Here is a 16,997-nt window from a genome sequence, read left to right as displayed (position 1 = left end):
ACTGACCGTTCGGACAGTTATTATTAAAAAAAGCCATGCCGATTCGGCATAGGGTAGGCGTTTACGGCATTAGACGTCGCTCCCTTGCATGGGAATAGTTGCGCCTTTTTTCGCCTGCCAGTAAGCCATTTCGGCCACGCTGCGGTGACCTTCCATGGAGGCAGATGCACACACTTTTTCGCTTTCGAGCGTTGCGGCTGGCGCATTTGCCTTAAGTTCACTTGAAGTAAGGGTAATGACATGAAGAAGGCAAAGCTAAGCCTCGCCTGGCAGATCCTCATCGGTTTGGTGCTGGGGATCGCAATCGGTGCAGTGCTCAACCATTTCAGTGCTGAAAAAGCCTGGTGGATCAGCAATGTGTTGCAGCCAGCGGGCGATATCTTTATCCGCCTGATCAAGATGATCGTGATCCCAATTGTGATCTCCTCGCTGATCGTCGGCATTGCCGGTGTCGGTGACGCGAAGAAACTCGGGCGTATCGGCGTCAAAACCATCCTTTACTTCGAAATCGTCACTACGATCGCCATCGTGGTCGGCCTGTTGCTCGCCAACCTGTTCCACCCGGGCGCTGGCATCGACATGAGTACCCTGGGTACCGTCGACATCTCCAAGTACACCGCCACTGCCGCCGAAGTGCAGCATGAGCATGCATTCATCGAGACCATCCTCAACCTGATCCCATCGAACATCTTCGCCGCCGTCGCCCGTGGCGAAATGCTGCCGATCATCTTCTTCTCCGTGCTATTCGGCCTCGGCTTGTCGAGCCTCAAGCCTGAGCTGCGCGAGCCGCTGGTGACCATGTTCCAGGGCGTGTCCGAGAGCATGTTCAAAGTCACGCACATGATCATGAAATACGCCCCGATCGGCGTATTTGCACTGATCGCTGTGACCGTCGCCAACTTCGGCTTCGCCTCCTTGCTGCCGTTGGCCAAGCTGGTGATCCTGGTTTACGTCGCCATCCTGTTCTTCGCCTTTGTGATCCTCGGCCTGATCGCCCGCCTGTTCGGCTTCTCGGTAATCAAGCTGATGCGCATCTTCAAGGATGAGCTGGTGCTGGCCTACTCCACCGCCAGCTCCGAAACCGTGCTGCCGCGCGTGATCGAGAAGATGGAAGCCTACGGCGCGCCGAAGGCGATCTGCAGCTTTGTGGTGCCAACCGGTTACTCGTTCAACCTCGACGGTTCGACCCTGTACCAGAGCATTGCCGCGATCTTCATTGCGCAGCTGTACGGCATCGACCTGTCGATCGGCCAGCAACTGATGCTGGTGCTGACGTTGATGGTCACCTCTAAAGGCATTGCCGGCGTACCGGGCGTGTCCTTTGTGGTGCTGCTGGCCACCCTGGGCAGCGTGGGTATTCCGCTGGAAGGCCTGGCGTTTATCGCCGGTGTCGATCGCATCATGGACATGGCGCGTACCGCCCTGAACGTGATCGGCAACGCCCTGGCCGTGCTGGTGATCTCCCGTTGGGAAGGCATGTACGACGACGCCAAGGGCGAGCGTTACTGGAACTCGCTGCCGCACTGGCGCAGCAAGGAAGCCTCGCCGGCCGCCCAGGCCACCCGCAGCTGATAGCCTGACGGCTCGAAGACAAACCCCGGAAAATTCCGGGGTTTGTCGTTTCTGCCAGCCCCGCTATCATTCGCTGCATTCTTCAAGGGGTTTAACTGATGCTCAATGGCCTGTGGCTTGGCTTCTTTGTCGTGGCAATGGTGTCGGCACTGGCGCAATGGCTGGTCGGCGGTAACGCCGGAATATTCGCGGCAATGGTCGAAAGCATTTTCGCCATGGCCAAATTGTCGGTGGAGGTCATGGTGCTGCTTTTTGGCACCCTGACGCTGTGGCTGGGCTTTTTGCGCATTGCCGAAAAAGCCGGGATCGTCGATTGGCTGGCCAAGGCCCTCGGCCCACTGTTTCGCCGCCTGATGCCGGAAGTGCCTGCCGGCCACCCGGCCATCGGTTTGATCACCCTGAACTTCGCCGCCAACGGCCTGGGCCTGGATAACGCCGCCACGCCCATCGGTTTGAAAGCGATGAAGGCGCTGCAAGAACTCAACCCTATCCCCAACACCGCGAGTAACGCGCAGATCCTGTTCCTGGTGCTCAACGCGTCTTCGCTGACGCTGTTGCCGGTGACGATCTTCATGTACCGCGCCCAGCAAGGCGCGGCGGACCCGACGCTGGTGTTCCTGCCGATCCTGCTGGCGACCAGCGCCTCGACCCTGGTCGGCCTGCTCTCGGTGGCGATCATGCAGCGTCTGCGGCTGTGGGACCCGGTGGTGCTGGCCTACCTGATTCCGGGTGCGCTGGTGCTTGGCGGCTTCATGGCCCTGCTGGCGACTCTTTCCGCCACGGCACTGGCCGGGCTGTCGTCGATCCTCGGCAACCTCACGCTGTTCGGCCTGATCATGTTGTTCCTTGTGATCGGTGCACTGCGCAAGGTCAAGGTGTACGAGGCGTTTGTCGAAGGCGCCAAGGAAGGCTTCGACGTGGCCAAGAACCTGCTGCCATATCTGGTGGCAATGTTGTGTGCCGTGGGTGTGTTACGTGCCTCGGGTGCGCTGGACTTTGGTCTCGAAGGCATTCGCCATGTGGTCGCCTGGACGGGCATGGACACGCGCTTCGTCGATGCCTTGCCGACCGCGATGGTCAAGCCCTTCTCTGGCAGTGCCGCGCGGGCGATGTTGATCGAGACCATGCAGACCCAGGGTGTGGACAGCTTCCCGGCACTGGTCGCGGCGACGATCCAGGGCAGTACCGAGACCACCTTCTATGTGTTGGCGGTGTATTTCGGTTCGGTGGGGATCCAGCGGGCCAGGCATGCCGTGGGGTGTGCGTTGCTGGCGGAGTTGGCCGGTGTCGTTGCTGCTATTGCGGTGTGCTATTGGTTCTTTGGGTAAGGCTTAAATTGCTATCGCGGGCAAGCCAGCTCCCACATTTGACTGTGTTCACAAATCAAAATGTGAGAGCGGGCTTGCCCGCGAAGACGCCCTCAGCGTTTCGCAGCACCATTGCCTTGCTGCACAACCCAATCCACCACCTGCTTGTTCAGTTGATCCCCTGCCTGCCCAAACCCGGCAACCACCGCTGGCACCTTGGTGTCGCTCACCGGCTGCCGCACCTCAAACCGTCGGCTGGCAACAATTCGCTGGTCACTGCCGCGCACCAGGCGCGCATCCAGGCGAATCACCACCTCCACCGCACTGCCGTGGTATTCACTCTGGAACGCCTGCAATTGCCCGCCCAATTCAAAGTCAGACTGCAGGTTGGTGTCGTCGGTGCTCAGCAGCGTCACCCGGCCATCGCGCTGGAAACCATCCATGAAGCGGTTGCGCAGCAGCACGGGCGACGGGTCGCTCCAGCGCGAGTTGGCATAGCTGCTGATCAGGTCGCCATTGGGCACCACGGCAATACGCGGGCTGTCGAGAAACTCGCTGGTCTGCGGCTTGTTCACACGCAGTGACCAACTCACCGGCGCAGCCGGGCTAGTGGCCGGGGCCGAGGCCAGGCGATACACGTCCGAAGGGTCGGCCTTGGGCAGGATCGAGCACGCGCTCACCAGCGCCAATGCGACAGGGACGATCATTTGGTACGCACGCTTCATGGCGTGAACTCCTTGTTCTTGTCGCTGCCCAGCAGGTAACCGCTGGGGTTGGCTTCCAGGCGGCGGGAGATGGCGCGCAGCGAGCCCAGGGTTTCGCGCAGTTCGCGCACGGCCGGCGCCAGTTCGTTGAGGCCTTGCATGCCGCTGTTCACCGAGTCCTTGTTGTCTGTCAGCAAGGTGTTGATGGTCGCGGTGCTTTGTTCAAGGGATTTCATCGCCTGTTCGGCACTGCCGAAGGCCTGCTTGCCTTGCTCGTTGAGCAGGCCGTTGGCGTTGCGCATCAGCACGGTGGTCTGCTCCAGTGCGGCGCTCGCTTGCTTGCTCACCTGCATCAGTTGCTGCATCACCACCTTGATATCACCGCGTTGGTCGGCGATGGCGCCGGTGGTTTGTTGAAGGTTGTCCAGGGTGTTGCTCAGGCGCTCGACGTTCTCGCGGGAGAACATGTGGTTGGCGTTGTGCAGCAGCAGGTTGATGCTGGTCATCAGGTCGTTGCTGTTGTTCAGCAGCCGGGCGATGGGCGATGGCGAGGCGATGATTTCCGGCAGGTTGCCGTCCTTGCCCTTGAGTTCGGGACTTTGCGGTGTGCCGCCACTGAGCTGGATGATCGAGGTGCCGGTGATGCCGGTCAGGGCCAGTTTGGCCTGGGTGTCCTCCTTGATCGGCGTCTGCCCGGCGAGGCGGATGCGCGCCAGCACGCGGCGCGGATCGTTGGGGTCCAGGCGCAGGCTGATCACGTCGCCCACCTTGATCCCGCTGTACTGCACCGAACTGCCCTGCGACAGGCCGCTGACCGCCTCGTTGAAGATCACTTCGTAATCCTGGAAGGCGGTGTCGACGCTGGATTTGGCCAGCCACAGGCCAAACAGCATCGCGCCGACCACCACGATTACGCTGAACAGACCGATCATCACATGATGGGCTCGGGTTTCCATGTCATACCTCGTTGAGCGGTTGAGCGGCATCCAATGCCGCGCGGCCCCGGGGGCCGTGGAAATATTCGTGAATCCAGGCGTCGTTGGTTTCCGAGACAATGTCGATGGCGTCGGCCACCAGCACTTTCTTCTGCGCCAGCACCGCCACGCGGTCGGTGATGGTGTACAGCGTGTCCAGGTCGTGGGTGACCAGAAACACACTCAGGCCCAGCGCGTCACGCAGGGTCAGGATCAGTTGGTCGAACTGTGCCGCGCCGATCGGGTCGAGGCCGGCTGTGGGCTCGTCGAGGAACAGGATGTCCGGGTCCAGGGCCAAAGCGCGGGCCAGGGCAGCGCGCTTGATCATGCCGCCGGACAGTGACGCCGGGTACTTGTCGGCCGCCGATAGCGGCAGCCCGGCCAGCGCCAGTTTGACCGCTGCCAGGTGCTCCGCGTCGGCGCGGCTGAGGCCCGCATGTTCGATCAGCGGCAGGGCCACATTCTCGGTGACCGTCAGCGAGGAAAACAGCGCGCCCTTCTGGAACAGCACGCCGAAACGCCGTTCGACCAGCGAGCGTTCATGTTCCGGCAGGCTCGGCAGGTTTTTGCCGAACACCCGCACTTCGCCTTCGCTGGGCCGGCGCAGGCCGACGATGCTGCGCAACAGCACCGACTTGCCGCTGCCGGAGCCGCCGACCACGGCGAGGATCTCGCCCTTGTACAAGTCCAGGTCGAGGTTCTCGTGCACGCTCTGGCTGCCAAAGCGATTGCACAGGCCGCGCACCTCAATGACCGCCTCAGTGGGCGCACGGTGTAGACGACTCACCAGCCCATCTCCATAAAGAACAGCGCAGCGACCGCATCCAGCACGATCACCACAAAGATCGATTGCACCACGCTGGAGGTGGTGTGGGCGCCCACCGACTCGGCACTGCCGCTGACCTTGAAGCCTTCCAGGCAGCCAATGGCCGCAATCAGGAACGCGAAGATCGGCGCTTTCACCATGCCCACCAGGAAGTGCTGCACGCCAATGTCCGATTGCAGCAGCGAGAGGAACATCGCCGGCGAAATATCCAGCGCCACCGCGCAGACCACGCCGCCGCCGACAATCCCCGACAGCATCGCCAGGAAGGTCAGCATCGGCAGCGCCACCAGCAGCGCCAGCACGCGCGGCAATACCAGCAATTCCATCGGGTCCAGGCCCAGGGTGCGGATCGCGTCGATTTCTTCGTTGGCCTTCATCGAACCGATCTGGGCGGTAAAGGCACTGGCGGTGCGACCGGCGATCAGGATTGCCGTCAGCAACACGCCGAATTCCCGCAGGAAAGAAAACGCCACCAGGTCGACGGTGAAAATAGTTGCGCCAAAACTCTTGAGGACAGTGGCGCCGAGAAACGCCACTACCGCGCCGACCAGGAAGGTCAGCAGGGCCACGATGGGCGCGGCGTCGAGGCCGACCTGCTCCAGGTGCGCGACCATGGGCGTGATGCGCCAGCGCTTGGGGCGCAAAATGCCACGGGCGAAGGTTTCGAGAATCAGGCCAATAAAGCCCAGCAGTTTCTTGCTGTCCTGCCAGACGGTGTCCACCGCTCGGCCAATGCGCGCCAGCACCTGAATGCCGGCGGCTTCTTCCGGGGCTTTGTCCGGTACGCAAAAGTCATTCAGGGAGCGGTAGACGGTCTTGAGCAGCGCGCGGTCAGCGGCAGACAAGCTGCAGTCAGTCTGCTCGGCAGATTGCTCGATGCGGGTCGGCCCCAGCAGTTCCACCAGCAGCGAGGCGCCGGCAGTATCGAGGGCGCCGAGGCCGTTGAGGTCGATGCGCGCGCCGGCGTCGTATTGGCCGTCGAGCTTGTCCGACAGCTTCTTCAGGCCGGCATAGTGCGCAAGCGTCCAGTCCCCCGTAATCCTCAGCTGTGGCGGGGTGGTGGACGTATCGAGGTGGGCTGCGCCGGCCGTCGTACTGGTGGTCATAAGCTCCGAGCTTGTTTGGCTATCCACAATTCCTACGTAATAGCACGAACCTACCTACTTTGGGTTGTCCGTTTGTGCTGCGTCCGTCACTTTGAAGCGCAGCACACCGATCACCTGCCCGTCTTCGGTCAACACCCTGACCTGCCAGCGGCCCACAGCGTCGCCGGGGAAGTTCTGCTTGTGAGTCCAGGCGCGATAGCCCTCTTTACGCCCGCCGTGAATATCGAGGGCGATGCGGTCGACCTCTTTGCCGTTGAATTGCCAAACATGGTAGATCCGCTCATCCAGCCCGCGCGGTGCGTTGATGGCGGTGTAGGCGTACAGCCCGCCGCTGCGCAGTTGGGCGGCGGTGACTTCCTTGAGGTCGTCGCCTGGAGTGCGGTCTTGCAGTTGGGTGCTGATCGCCACTTCGGTCATCCACAGGGTGGCCGGCGGCACCCAGCTGCGCAGGAACCAGCCGGCGCAGCCAATCGCGGCCGTAACCCCCAACAGCATCGCCCAGCCCTTGAGGCTGCGCAGCGGCAGGCTCACGGCCAGACTTGGGATCGACAACGCCATGGCCACGCCGAGGGCCAGCTTGTAACTCTCGGCGGTGGTCAGGTGCAGGATGATCGGCAGCGCGGTGAGCAGTGCCGCGAACAGGGTCAGCGTGTGCAGCGCCAGGAACAGCGAACGCTTGGGCGCCAGCCACTTGTAATACAGCGGGTCGGTGATCGACACCAGCGCTGCCGCGCCGAGCAGCCCGGTGAACACCGATTGGCCGCTGTTCCAGGCGGTGGTGACAAAGAAGAACGGCAGCACAAAGAACAGACTTTCCTGATGGATCATCTGGGTTGCGTAGCGCAGCAGCGGTTCGGGGATTTCGCGCTTGAAGACCTTGGTGAACAGCTGGGTAAAGCTGTTCTCCAGCATCAACCACAGCCAGCTCACCAGCATGATCACCGCGATCCAACTGGCCATGCCCTGCTGGCGGTCCACCAGGATGAAGCTGCCCACACCCGAGATGAAGCCGCCGAGTGCAATCACCCCAGGGTAACGCTTCATCAGTTCGAGGATGCGGGTGATCAAGCGGGTCAGGTTTTGCATTCGGCGGTTCGCAGTCTTTGTAGGAGAAAATCCCAGACAGAATAACGTCTTAGCCTGGCGTCCGGTGCCTCATTACGCGATCCGTTTGCGATAACCCCGCACGCCAATCAACACAATGGCGATCAGGCCGAGCAGGCCGGCGCCCATCCAACTCAGCGCGTCGTAGCTGAGCAACGGTTTTTCGATGCGCCAGTAGCCTGGCTGCTGGAACACTTGGCGCATGGCTTGGTTGGTCTGGTCCAGGCTGACGGCCTTGATGCGTTTGACCGGGTCGCTGAAATGGCCGTTGTTGTAGTCTCCCGAAGCACTCCAGTAGTAGTCGGCCAGCGCGCTGTTGCCCTGCACGGCCCAGGCCTGACGGGCGATGGCGGCCTGCTGCAAGCGGGTGAACACCGCCGGGTCGAGGCCGTCCTTGAGCAGTTGTGCCTTGAGATCCTGGAGGACCTGTTCGGCTTCGGGGAGGCTTTCGCGCTCAAGGTCGGCATTAAGGCTGAGAAAGCCGACGCCGCCGAGCACTTCGCGCTCGCTCCAGGGGCCGTAGGACAAACCGTGCTTGAGGCGCAGTTGGCGGTACAGCGCCCAGTCGAGGTAATCCTTGAGCAGGTCGTAGGTTTCGTCATGCCCGTCGTCCAGCACCGGCTCGGGGAACAACCAGTGCAACTTGGCGCTGTCGCCAACCCAGCCGTGGATGAGTTCGCGATGGGCGGCGGCGGCGTGCTGGATTTCCGGCAGCGCCAGGTGTTCGCTGGGCTCGATCGGTTCGAGCTGGCCGTAGGTACGTTCCAGATAGGCAGGCAGCAGTTTGTCGAGGTCGCCGACGATGATCAGCGTCATGTTGTTGGGCGCGTACCAGTGTTTGCGCAGGTTTTCCAACTGTTCGCGGGTCAGGTGGTCGACCTCGGCACGTTCGGCGCATTTGAGGCCCAACTCGACGGCCAGTTGATTGCTGGCGGTGTGGCCCAGGTCCTGGCGGTCCAGCAGGCGTTGCAGGTGTGAGTAGTGGCCGCCGTCTTCGCGTTCGACCACGCGCTTGGCGGCATTGATATTAGCGTCGGTCAGTTCGGTGCGGGTGATGATCGCCAGCAGCAGGTCGAGCACCTTGCGCTGGTTCTGCGCGGGCGCCTCGATCACGAAGGTGGTGTCCGCGTTGCTGGTGTAGGCGTTCCACTCACCGCCCAGGGCTTGCATGCGGTCTTCCAGCTCACCTTCGCCGCCACCGTCGATGCCGCTGAACAGCAGGTGTTCAAGCAGGTGTGGCAACTCCTTGTCTTCGCAATGGAAGTCATCCAGGCCCACGCCCACCACCAGGCGTATCGCCACGTGCCCGCGCTCGGTGCCCGGTTTAAGCAGCAATTGCAGGCCATTGGGCAAGGTATAACCCTCGACTTGCAGGCGGTCAAAGGCGAAGACGTGGGCAGAACCCATGAGCAGGCAAGCGAACAACAGGCGACGCATAACAAGCTTCCTGGCGAGTGAGGTCAGTTTTAACTGACTTCACGGGCCATCGTACGTTCAGGGCGAATGTGTGATGTCGGCAATATCTTCGGCCGAGAGCGCGCCGGTGTCGGACGTTTCCAACACCACATAGGCACTGCTGCAAAACAACGAATTCAAGCGCTTCATGTCGGCGATCAGCTCCAGGTGCAGGGAGCTGGTCTCCAGGCTCTGCACGATTTTACGCTGCAGCCGGCTGACGTGGGCGTGTGCCAGGCGGCGTTCCTGGGCGCGGAAGCGGCGCTTCTCGCGCAGCAATTGGCGCGCGCTTTCCGGGTCGGCGCTGAGGAACACCGACAGCCCAAGGCGCAGGTTGGCGATCAATTGGCTGTGCAGGCCCGTAAGTTCTTCCAGACCGACTTCCGAGAACTGGCGGCGCTGGGAGGTTTTCTGCTGCTGGACTTTGCGCAGCATGCGTTCGATCAGGTCGCCAGCCAGCTTGAGGTTGATCGACAGCTCGATGATTTCGGCCCAGCGCCGGCTGTCTTGCTCGCTGAGGTCTTCGCGGGGCATTTGCGCCAGGTAGAGTTTGATCGCGCTGTAGAGCGACTCGACGTCGTCGCTGAGGCTGCGCATTTCCTGGGTGATGGCCGTCTGTTTGCCGCGCAGTACTTCCTGCATCGCGGTGAGCATGTTGTCGATCAGGTCGCCCAGGCGCAGGGTTTCCCGCGCGGCGTTGGCCAGTGCCAGGCTCGGCGTGGTGAGCGCGGCCAGGTCCAGGTGGCGGGGTTTGGCCTTGCCGTTGGATTCTTCGCGCTCGGGCAGCAGCCAGGCGCACAGCCGCGCCATCGGCCCAATGGTGGGCAGCAGGATCAGGCACCGGGTGACGTTGTAAAGCAGGTGGAAAGTGATGACCATGCCTTGGGCGCTATAGTCCAGCCCGTCCATCCACAGCACCAGCGGGTCGAGTACCGGGATGATCAGCAGCAGGCCGATCAACTTGTACAGCAAGCTGCCCAGCGCGACCTGGCGACCGGCGGCGTTCTGCATGCTGGTGCTGAGGAAGGCCAGCACGCCGCTGCCGATATTGGCACCGATCACCAGGCCGATGGCCACGTGCAAGCCGATCACGCCGGCGCCGGCCAGGGTGGCGGTGAGTAGGACGGCGGCCAAACTGGAGTAGGAAATCATCGCGAACAAGGCGCCGACCAGGGCGTCGAGCAGGATGTCGCCGGTCAATGAAGCGAATAGAACCTTGACGCCCTGGGCGTGGGTGATGGGCCCCGCGGCTTCGACGATGAGTTGCAGTGCGAGGATGATCAGCCCAAGGCCGATCCCGACCCGGCCCAACTGCCCTGCCCGCGTCTGTTTGCGCGACAGGAAGAAAATCACCCCGAGAAAGATCAGCAGCGGCGACAGCCACGACAGGTCAAACGTCAGTACCCGCGCCATCAGCGCAGTACCCACGTCTGCACCGAGCATGGTTGCCAGGGCGGGCATCAGCCCCATCAGGCCCTGGCCGACAAAGGACGTCACCAGCATCGCCGTGGCGTTGCTGCTCTGCACCATGGCGGTCACCAGGATACCGGCGATAAACGCCAGCCAGCGCTTGGACATGTTCTGCCCGATGACTTGGCGCAAGTTCGAGCCGTAGACCCGCAGGATGCCGGTACGGACGATGTGCGTGCCCCAGATAAGCAGGGTCACGGCGGAAAGCAGATTGAGCAAGGTCAGCATGCTCGGCCCCCCGTGTGGGTGCGCTCCAACAGGAGCGAAGGAAAGTTGCCGCGTGCCGTTCTACGTCTTGTAGTTAAGCTGTAGTTGGCGAATGGGCTCTGCGCCAGCATCGCATAGCTAAAGTGGGGATTGAAACAAAACTGTCATGAAATCAGCTTTTTGCGGATAAAAAAAAGGGGCTTATAAAAGCCCCTTTATGTCTGGCTCGGGTTTATTGACCCGGAATGTCTTTGCGCAGTTTCACAGGATCCTGCTGTTTTTTCTTTTTCGCGATGGCGGTGCGCATCTTGATGTTCACCGCTTCCACTGCCAGCGAGAACGCCATGGCGAAGTAGACGTAGCCTTTTGGCACGTGCACATCGAAGGATTCGGCGATCAGCACGGTACCCACTACCAGCAGGAACGACAGTGCCAGCATCTTCAGCGACGGGTGCTTGTCGATGAATTCGCTGATGGTGCCCGCCGCCAGCATCATCACCAGTACGGCCACGATAATCGCTGCGACCATCACCGGTACGTGCGAGACCATGCCCACCGCGGTGATCACCGAGTCCAGGGAGAACACGATGTCGATGATCGCGATCTGGATGATGGTGTAGATGAACTTGCCACCGGCGCCCTTCGGCTCGTCGTGGGTTTCGTCTTCGCCTTCCAGCGCGTGGTACATCTCTTGGGAGCTTTTCCACAGCAGGAACAGGCCACCGAAGAACAGGATCAGGTCGCGACCGGAAATACCCTGGCCGAAGACCACGAACAGGTCGGCGGTCAGTTGCATCACCCAGGTGATCGACAGCAGCAACAGGATGCGCGTGACCATGGCCAAGGCCAGGCCGAAGATCCGGGTGCGCGCCTGCATATGCTTGGGCATGCGGCTGACCAGGATCGAAATCATGATGATGTTATCGATGCCCAGGACGATCTCGAGGGCCGTCAGGGTGAAGAAGGCAATCCAGATTTCCGGATTGGTCAGCCATTCCATGTGTATTCCTTTGAGCAAATGTTAAACCGCGCAAGCTGCAGCGCCGCGCGGTGAGTGAGTCGGTACGATTATAGAGTGCTGAACAGCGGAAAAATCCCCATCAGCAATGCGGCGAACATTATGCACAGGCACACCAGCACTGCCCACTTAAGGGTGAAGCGCTGGTGATCACCAAATTCGATACCGGCCAGTGCCACCAACAGGTAGGTCGACGGTACCAATGGGCTGAGCAAGTGCACAGGCTGGCCAACGATAGAGGCGCGGGCCATTTCCACGGCGGTGATGCCGTAGTGGCTGGCGGCTTCGGCGAGGACGGGCAGCACGCCGTAGTAGAACGCGTCGTTGGACATGAAGAAAGTGAATGGCATGCTCACCAGTGCGGTGATCACGGCCAGGTACGGGCCCATGGCCTCCGGGATCACTGCCAGCAGGCTCTTGGACATGGCGTCGACCATGCCGGTACCGGACAGGATGCCGGTGAAGATACCCGCAGCGAAGATCAACCCGACGACCGCCAAGACGCTGCCGGCGTGGGCGGCGACGCGGTCTTTCTGCTGTTGCAGGCACGGGTAGTTGACGATCATCGCGATACTGAACGCCACCATGAACAGCACCGGCAGCGGCAACAGACCGGCGATCAGTGTGCACATCAGGGCCAGGGTCAGCGCGCCGTTGAACCAGATCAGCTTCGGACGACGAGCGTCAGGGTATTGCGACACGCTGATCTCGCTGTGGTCGATTTCATCGCCTTGCAGGTGCAGTTCACCCAGGCGCGCACGTTCGCGTTTTCCGTACATGTAGGCAATCACCAGGATCGCCACCACGCCGGCGGCCATCGCCGGGATCATCGGTACGAAAATATCCGAGGGGTCGACATGCAGCGCACTGGCGGCACGGGCAGTCGGGCCACCCCAGGGGGTCATGTTCATCACGCCACCGGCGAGGATGATCAGGCCCGCCATGATCCGCGGGCTCATGCCGATGCGCTTGTACAACGGCAGCATGGCGGCCACGCAGATCATGTAGGTGGTGGCGCCGTCACCGTCGAGGGATACGACCAGGGCCAGTACGGCGGTACCGACGGAAACCTTCAGTGGGTCGCCCTTGACCATCTTGAGGATCTTGCGCACGGCCGGGTCGAACAGGCCGGAATCAATCATCAGGGCAAAGTAGAGAATGGCGAACATCAACATCACGCCGGTCGGCGCGAGTTTGGTGATGCCTTCGAGCATCATCGGGCCGATCTTCGGTGCGAAACCGCCGAACAGCGCGAACAGGATCGGCACGATGATCAGAGCGATCAGCGCAGAAAGGCGCTTGGTCATGATCAGGAACATGAACGTGATGACCATGGCAAAGCCAAGGAAAGTCAGCATAGGAATACTCCAGGCGTAGCGCGGCTAGGGAATGGCGGACCGGGTTGGGGTCAGCGCAAAACGAACGGCACGAGGCGTACGGGTGGAGTTGGGGCGAACAGGCGGGTAGGAGCGGACATCGGGAATCACCATTGTTGTTGTTAACAGCCGGTCTATTGCCGGCAGTGGTGGCGATCCTAGACGGGTAAGCTTTCAGCCAGCTTTCGCTGCGCAAACAGCTGATGGAGGGTAGATACACAGTCTTCAGATTTACACAGACCCCATGTGGGAGCTGGCTTGCCTGCGATTGCGTCGGCACATTCACCGTCACAGTTGCCTGGCCCACCGCAATCGCTGGCAAGCCAGCTCCCACATTTGAATGGTGTTTGCCGTGGTGCCTTCAGGGGAGCTCTAGGCCGCCAGCCGCTTTATGCAACGTCCGCAAATGCTCGCCCACCAGCTTCAGGTTGGCTTCACAGGCGGCAATTTCGGCGGAACGGGACGGCTCCAGCAGCACCCTCACCTCTTTGTCCAGTTCGCCGGTCAGCGATTGCAGTTGCTTCTGGCGCTCGGCGCTTTCCGATTCCAGGCGTGTGGCCTCCGAAGGTTGCGGCAGGCCATAGCCGCCACTGCCCAGCAGTTCCGCCGGGCGGCTGAGGAAGCCGCTGTTGGCGAGGATTTGTTGCAGCGTGGCGTTGGCTTTCTCCATGCCACCGTTTTTCAGCTCGCGGGCGCCGAGGTAGCGTTGTTTGACTTCGTCCTGGGCCAGCATCAACTGTTTGCGAAAGCTTGCCTGCTCCAGCAGCAACAATGCGGCACTGGTGCGTAGGTCGGCCTGGCCGAACCACTGGCGGCGTTCCTCGGCACTCAGAGACAACCAGTCTTCGACCTGGGTCTGTTTGATCGGCAGGTGCTTGCGCAGCACATCGAACATCGCCTGGTAGCGTTCGCGGAAGGAGTCGAAGTGATACCCCAGGCGCAGCGCCCTGCGTTTGTCATCCAGCACGCTGGTATCGGCCAAGCCGCGGGCGCTCAGGACTTCAAGCAAACCGTTGGGGGTGATGTTGTCCAGGCCGGTCAGTTGCGGGTTGGCGCTGCCGCTGCGTAGCAGTTTCAGGCTCTCCACCGCGCAGTTGTTGGAGATGAAGAAATAGTTGCCGTCATAGCTCCAATGCATCTCGGCGGCATGTTCGACGGTGTCGTTGATTTCCTGGCGGGTCAGTTTCAGCGGTACAGAGGCCAGCCCACGCAGTTCGGTCTTGGTGTATTCGTCGATCACTTGCGCCAGCGGCAATACAAACAAGCGCGATGGGTACTTGCCGACCAGGCCATCCCAGCTCGACAGCTGTACGTCACCGACAAACGCGCGGTAGGACAAGACCAGATGCTGGTCCAGGTCCAGCCGGCAATCCGGCCCACGCGGGCGGCCCGGCGCACAGATCACCAGGCGCAACATGCTGTGGCCCCAGCGGCTGACCAGGTTCTGGTTGGCTTCGGCCAGCAGGTAGTCGATTTCGTAGACGCGTTCAGGGTCCACATGACCCAGCGGCGTCTTGGCGAAATCATTACCGGCGTTCAGGAAGGCGTAGGTGCTGGCGCAGGTGCCCTGCTCCGGCGGGGCCCAGCCAAAGTGTGCCTGGTAATAGCGGAACAATGCCGGGCGTCGGCAGGCGTAGCTTGGGTCTAACAGGAAGTACTCCATATTGACCGCCACGAACTCCAGCGGGCTGGTGGTTTCGTAGATGTCCGGGCTGCGCGCAACTTGATGGTTGTGCTGCTCACGCTCGCCCCGACGGCCGACGTACTGCGGCCAGCCGGCAAGGTCCAGCAGGCGTGGGTCATCGCTGAGGGTAAAGCGTCGCCCATTCTGACCGCGGCATTGATCAGGCAGGCCGATTAGGCCGGTGAGGTTGTTCTGCCGGCTGCAACGATTGATCAGCGCGCGGTCTTCCTTGGACCACAGGCGCGCACGGTCATAGATGTGGGTCAGTTCATGCAGCACCGTGGCGAGCATTTCGCGGCGCACGGTGCCATGGGGGCGATTGGTTTTCTGGGTGGCGGCGCTGCCGTCGGTCAGGCTGGCCAGCAGATTGCGGTTGAGGTCCAGCTCGGACACCAGGGAGGCTTGCCCGTAGGCGTTCTCGGGCATCTTGTCGGTCCAGCCGACATCGATGCGCCGGTCCAACTGTTCGATGAAGCGCGGCGGTAAAGAGTGCAGGGCTTCGTCGAGCAACGCCTGGCTGGCCTGCTGTTCAGCCGGACTCAGACCCTCGGTCTTGAGCCGTAGTTGCAGGCTGGCCTGGGCTGCGCTGGCACACAGCAGCACAGTCCCGGCCAGGAGCCAGGCGGCAATGCGCCTCACAGTGCGAGGATGGCTTCGGCGAGGGTCTGGTCACTGGCGTCGCGGGCTTCCGGCAGACGTGTACGCAGGGTGTCGAAGGCCGCTTCCAAGTGCGCGCCACGGATTTCACCGTTGGTTGCGACGAAACTGGCGGCGTCGTCGTGGGCTTCGCGTACCACTTTGGAGTCGCGGATCGAGGTGGTGGTGTCCGAGGTGAAATCAATGGTGCGGCCAGAGGCGCGAACAATGATGTTACTGGTGGCCACCAGGGTATGCGCCTGGGCAACGTCGGCCAATAACAGCAGGCCAAGGGTGGCGGCGATCAGCGGGCTACGCATGGGATAACTCCAATACAAATAAGGAATACAAAGATGATTATTGGACGAGGATTGCTTGCGCCAGTTCAAGGTCGCTGGCGTTAAGTTTTGGCTGGCTGCGGCGCAGATAATCCAGCGCTGACTCCAGCCGTGCCCCCCGCCATTGGCCGTCAGTGGCGATAAACGCGGCAGCGTCATCCTGGGCGGCCATTATCACTTTTCTGTCGAAGGGCGCGGAGGTCACTTTGCTGGTGGCGTACGCGCTCACGACGGTGCTCTGGGTGGTGAGGTCAAAGGCAGAAGCCAATGGTGACCAGCCGCAGGAAAACAATACAGGGACTACTAAAAGGCGGTATGAAAAAGCCATGGGACTCGACAACTGAAAACGAGCGCCAAGGCTAGCGTAATGCCCGGGCGAGAGCCAGCGCCCAGGCATCACGGCTGTCTTCAGATGGCCAGGATGGCCTGGGCCAGTTGCGCGTCAGTCGCAGTGTTCAGTTGCGGCGCTTGCTGGCGGATCTGTGCCAGGGCGCTTTCCAGTTTCACACCACGGATGGCGCCTTCACTGGCGACAAAACTGGCGGCGTCGTCACGCGCGGCGCGCACAACCTTGTTGTCGCGCAGGGACGAGGTCGCATCGGAGCTGGCGTCGGAGGTGGCTTTCAGCGCGCCGACGATAGAGTCGGTGGTGACGATGAAACTGGTCGCATTGGCGTTGGCTGCCAGGACCAACAGGGCGGCAGCACTCAGCAGGCGAAGACGGGACATGGGGTGACTCCTGTAGATGAACGGATAAGGTGGCGCAGGGCAGCCATTGGGGATCAGACGCCTGTACCAGGCGCCTCGCCACGTGGTGACTGGATATTAAGCTGCCGTTTATGCGTTCGGGAAGCGCCATGACTGCCTAGTCACGCCAGAACGGTTTGGATATTTCAGCCATGCGATCGCCATGGCTGATGCCCAGGTCGGACAGTTCCCGCGTATCAAGCTTCGACAATTGGCGTCGTTCATAGGCCTGGCGCAGCCATTTGGCCAGCGTTGCGGCAGTGCGTTGCAGTAGCCGCTTATATAAGGCAGAAGGTGTGTCCATGGAGAGTCCCTTTCATGAGGTCTTGGAACGCCATGTTGGGTTAGGCAGTGGAACCGATACAGATACACCAGATTTAAATTGTACTGTTCAACTGTAGTATTTTTTAAACTGTACCGGTCTCCAGAAAGCGCTTCTGTTTTCGCACTGAGGACTTGAATCCCAGAAACAA

The 16,997-nt window shown here is 61.3% G+C and carries 16 protein-coding genes; 2 read left to right on the top strand and 14 right to left on the bottom strand.

All coding sequences use genetic code 11. The annotated features are described in order from the left end of the window. The first annotated feature begins 240 nt into the window (after window positions 1-240). Together gltP and CWC48_RS10090 are read left to right on the top strand one after the other, a co-directional pair. Window positions 241-1,572 carry a glutamate/aspartate:proton symporter GltP gene (gene gltP, locus CWC48_RS10095; protein ID WP_078046259.1) on the top strand — a complete coding sequence of 444 codons (1,332 nt, stop codon included), beginning with the start codon at window positions 241-243 and terminating at the stop codon, window positions 1,570-1,572. A gap of 98 nt (window positions 1,573-1,670) precedes the next feature. After that, window positions 1,671-2,900: a nucleoside recognition domain-containing protein gene (locus CWC48_RS10090; protein WP_016978801.1), complete on the top strand. Its 1,230-nt coding sequence runs from the start codon at window positions 1,671-1,673 to the stop codon at window positions 2,898-2,900. 92 nt (window positions 2,901-2,992) lie between these two features. Here CWC48_RS10090 and CWC48_RS10085 read toward each other — a convergent pair whose 3' ends face one another. The 14 genes from CWC48_RS10085 to CWC48_RS10020 all read right to left on the bottom strand — a co-directional run bounded on the left by CWC48_RS10085 (window position 2,993) and on the right by CWC48_RS10020 (window position 16,828). Continuing rightward, window positions 2,993-3,604 carry an ABC-type transport auxiliary lipoprotein family protein gene (locus CWC48_RS10085; protein WP_100491801.1) on the bottom strand — a complete coding sequence of 204 codons (612 nt, stop codon included), beginning with the start codon at window positions 3,602-3,604 and terminating at the stop codon, window positions 2,993-2,995. Then, window positions 3,601-4,539, bottom strand: a complete 939-nt coding sequence (locus CWC48_RS10080; RefSeq protein WP_078046261.1) for an MlaD family protein — start codon at window positions 4,537-4,539, stop codon at window positions 3,601-3,603. The genes CWC48_RS10085 and CWC48_RS10080 overlap by 4 nt, the downstream gene beginning before the upstream one ends. Window position 4,540: 1 nt before the next feature. Further along, window positions 4,541-5,344 (bottom strand): ABC transporter ATP-binding protein, encoded by an 804-nt coding sequence (locus CWC48_RS10075; protein WP_078046262.1) that lies wholly within the window; start codon window positions 5,342-5,344, stop codon window positions 4,541-4,543. Continuing rightward, on the bottom strand, window positions 5,341-6,489 hold the full coding sequence (locus CWC48_RS10070; protein WP_078046263.1) for an ABC transporter permease: 1,149 nt from the start codon (window positions 6,487-6,489) through the stop codon (window positions 5,341-5,343). The genes CWC48_RS10075 and CWC48_RS10070 overlap by 4 nt, the downstream gene beginning before the upstream one ends. Window positions 6,490-6,543: 54 nt before the next feature. Further along, a complete protein-coding gene (locus CWC48_RS10065) occupies window positions 6,544-7,575 on the bottom strand; it encodes a DUF5924 family protein (RefSeq protein WP_078046264.1) in 1,032 nt (343 codons plus the stop codon). Window positions 7,576-7,647: 72 nt separating this feature from the next. Continuing rightward, entirely contained in the window at window positions 7,648-9,030 is a 1,383-nt protein-coding gene (locus CWC48_RS10060; RefSeq protein WP_100491800.1) for a pitrilysin family protein, read from the bottom strand. A gap of 57 nt (window positions 9,031-9,087) precedes the next feature. Further along, complete coding sequence (locus CWC48_RS10055; RefSeq protein WP_078046266.1) at window positions 9,088-10,746, bottom strand: Na/Pi cotransporter family protein; 1,659 nt, start codon at window positions 10,744-10,746, stop codon at window positions 9,088-9,090. A 211-nt stretch (window positions 10,747-10,957) separates the two neighbouring features. Further along, the gene (locus CWC48_RS10050) at window positions 10,958-11,725 is read right to left on the bottom strand and encodes a TerC family protein (RefSeq protein ID WP_078046267.1); all 768 of its coding nucleotides are present in this window, start codon (window positions 11,723-11,725) and stop codon (window positions 10,958-10,960) included. Between the two features lie 68 nt (window positions 11,726-11,793). Continuing rightward, the gene (locus CWC48_RS10045) at window positions 11,794-13,101 is read right to left on the bottom strand and encodes a CitMHS family transporter (RefSeq protein WP_078046268.1); all 1,308 of its coding nucleotides are present in this window, start codon (window positions 13,099-13,101) and stop codon (window positions 11,794-11,796) included. A 379-nt stretch (window positions 13,102-13,480) separates the two neighbouring features. Next, complete coding sequence (locus tag CWC48_RS10040) at window positions 13,481-15,442, bottom strand: DUF4105 domain-containing protein (protein ID WP_100491799.1); 1,962 nt, start codon at window positions 15,440-15,442, stop codon at window positions 13,481-13,483. Further along, the gene (locus CWC48_RS10035) at window positions 15,439-15,759 is read right to left on the bottom strand and encodes a DUF2388 domain-containing protein (RefSeq protein WP_012721546.1); all 321 of its coding nucleotides are present in this window, start codon (window positions 15,757-15,759) and stop codon (window positions 15,439-15,441) included. Before CWC48_RS10035 ends, CWC48_RS10040 begins: the two co-directional genes overlap by 4 nt. Before the next feature lie 37 nt (window positions 15,760-15,796). Further along, the gene (locus CWC48_RS10030) at window positions 15,797-16,105 is read right to left on the bottom strand and encodes a DUF2388 domain-containing protein (protein ID WP_078050845.1); all 309 of its coding nucleotides are present in this window, start codon (window positions 16,103-16,105) and stop codon (window positions 15,797-15,799) included. 80 nt (window positions 16,106-16,185) lie between these two features. After that, entirely contained in the window at window positions 16,186-16,506 is a 321-nt protein-coding gene (locus CWC48_RS10025) for a DUF2388 domain-containing protein (RefSeq protein WP_078046270.1), read from the bottom strand. Window positions 16,507-16,642: 136 nt separating this feature from the next. Continuing rightward, the gene (locus CWC48_RS10020; RefSeq protein ID WP_078046271.1) at window positions 16,643-16,828 is read right to left on the bottom strand and encodes a DUF1127 domain-containing protein; all 186 of its coding nucleotides are present in this window, start codon (window positions 16,826-16,828) and stop codon (window positions 16,643-16,645) included. Window positions 16,829-16,997 lie beyond the last annotated feature (169 nt).

Origin of the sequence: Pseudomonas sp. S10E 269 (assembly GCF_002798465.1) — a bacterium.
Classification (GTDB): Bacteria; Pseudomonadota; Gammaproteobacteria; order Pseudomonadales; family Pseudomonadaceae; genus Aquipseudomonas; species Aquipseudomonas pergaminensis.
The sequence above is the reverse complement of the archived record's forward strand: the minus strand, read 5'-3'. Positions and strand labels throughout refer to the sequence as shown.

Excerpts from the sequence above, each read along its gene's own strand:
- CWC48_RS10065 (WP_078046264.1), bottom strand. The coding sequence starts at position 7,575 with ATGCAAAACCTGACCCGCTTGATCACCCGCATCCTCGAACTGATGAAG.
- CWC48_RS10045 (WP_078046268.1), bottom strand. The coding sequence starts at position 13,101 with ATGCTGACTTTCCTTGGCTTTGCCATGGTCATCACGTTCATGTTCCTG.
- CWC48_RS10030 (WP_078050845.1), bottom strand. The coding sequence starts at position 16,105 with ATGGCTTTTTCATACCGCCTTTTAGTAGTCCCTGTATTGTTTTCCTGC.
- CWC48_RS10025 (WP_078046270.1), bottom strand. The coding sequence starts at position 16,506 with ATGTCCCGTCTTCGCCTGCTGAGTGCTGCCGCCCTGTTGGTCCTGGCA.
- CWC48_RS10085 (WP_100491801.1), bottom strand. The coding sequence starts at position 3,604 with ATGAAGCGTGCGTACCAAATGATCGTCCCTGTCGCATTGGCGCTGGTG.
- CWC48_RS10090 (WP_016978801.1), top strand. The coding sequence starts at position 1,671 with ATGCTCAATGGCCTGTGGCTTGGCTTCTTTGTCGTGGCAATGGTGTCG.
- CWC48_RS10055 (WP_078046266.1), bottom strand. The coding sequence starts at position 10,746 with ATGCTGACCTTGCTCAATCTGCTTTCCGCCGTGACCCTGCTTATCTGG.
- CWC48_RS10050 (WP_078046267.1), bottom strand. The coding sequence starts at position 11,725 with ATGGAATGGCTGACCAATCCGGAAATCTGGATTGCCTTCTTCACCCTG.
- CWC48_RS10060 (WP_100491800.1), bottom strand. The coding sequence starts at position 9,030 with ATGCGTCGCCTGTTGTTCGCTTGCCTGCTCATGGGTTCTGCCCACGTC.
- gltP (WP_078046259.1), top strand. The coding sequence starts at position 241 with ATGAAGAAGGCAAAGCTAAGCCTCGCCTGGCAGATCCTCATCGGTTTG.
- CWC48_RS10070 (WP_078046263.1), bottom strand. The coding sequence starts at position 6,489 with ATGACCACCAGTACGACGGCCGGCGCAGCCCACCTCGATACGTCCACC.
- CWC48_RS10020 (WP_078046271.1), bottom strand. The coding sequence starts at position 16,828 with ATGGACACACCTTCTGCCTTATATAAGCGGCTACTGCAACGCACTGCC.
- CWC48_RS10080 (WP_078046261.1), bottom strand. The coding sequence starts at position 4,539 with ATGGAAACCCGAGCCCATCATGTGATGATCGGTCTGTTCAGCGTAATC.
- CWC48_RS10035 (WP_012721546.1), bottom strand. The coding sequence starts at position 15,759 with ATGCGTAGCCCGCTGATCGCCGCCACCCTTGGCCTGCTGTTATTGGCC.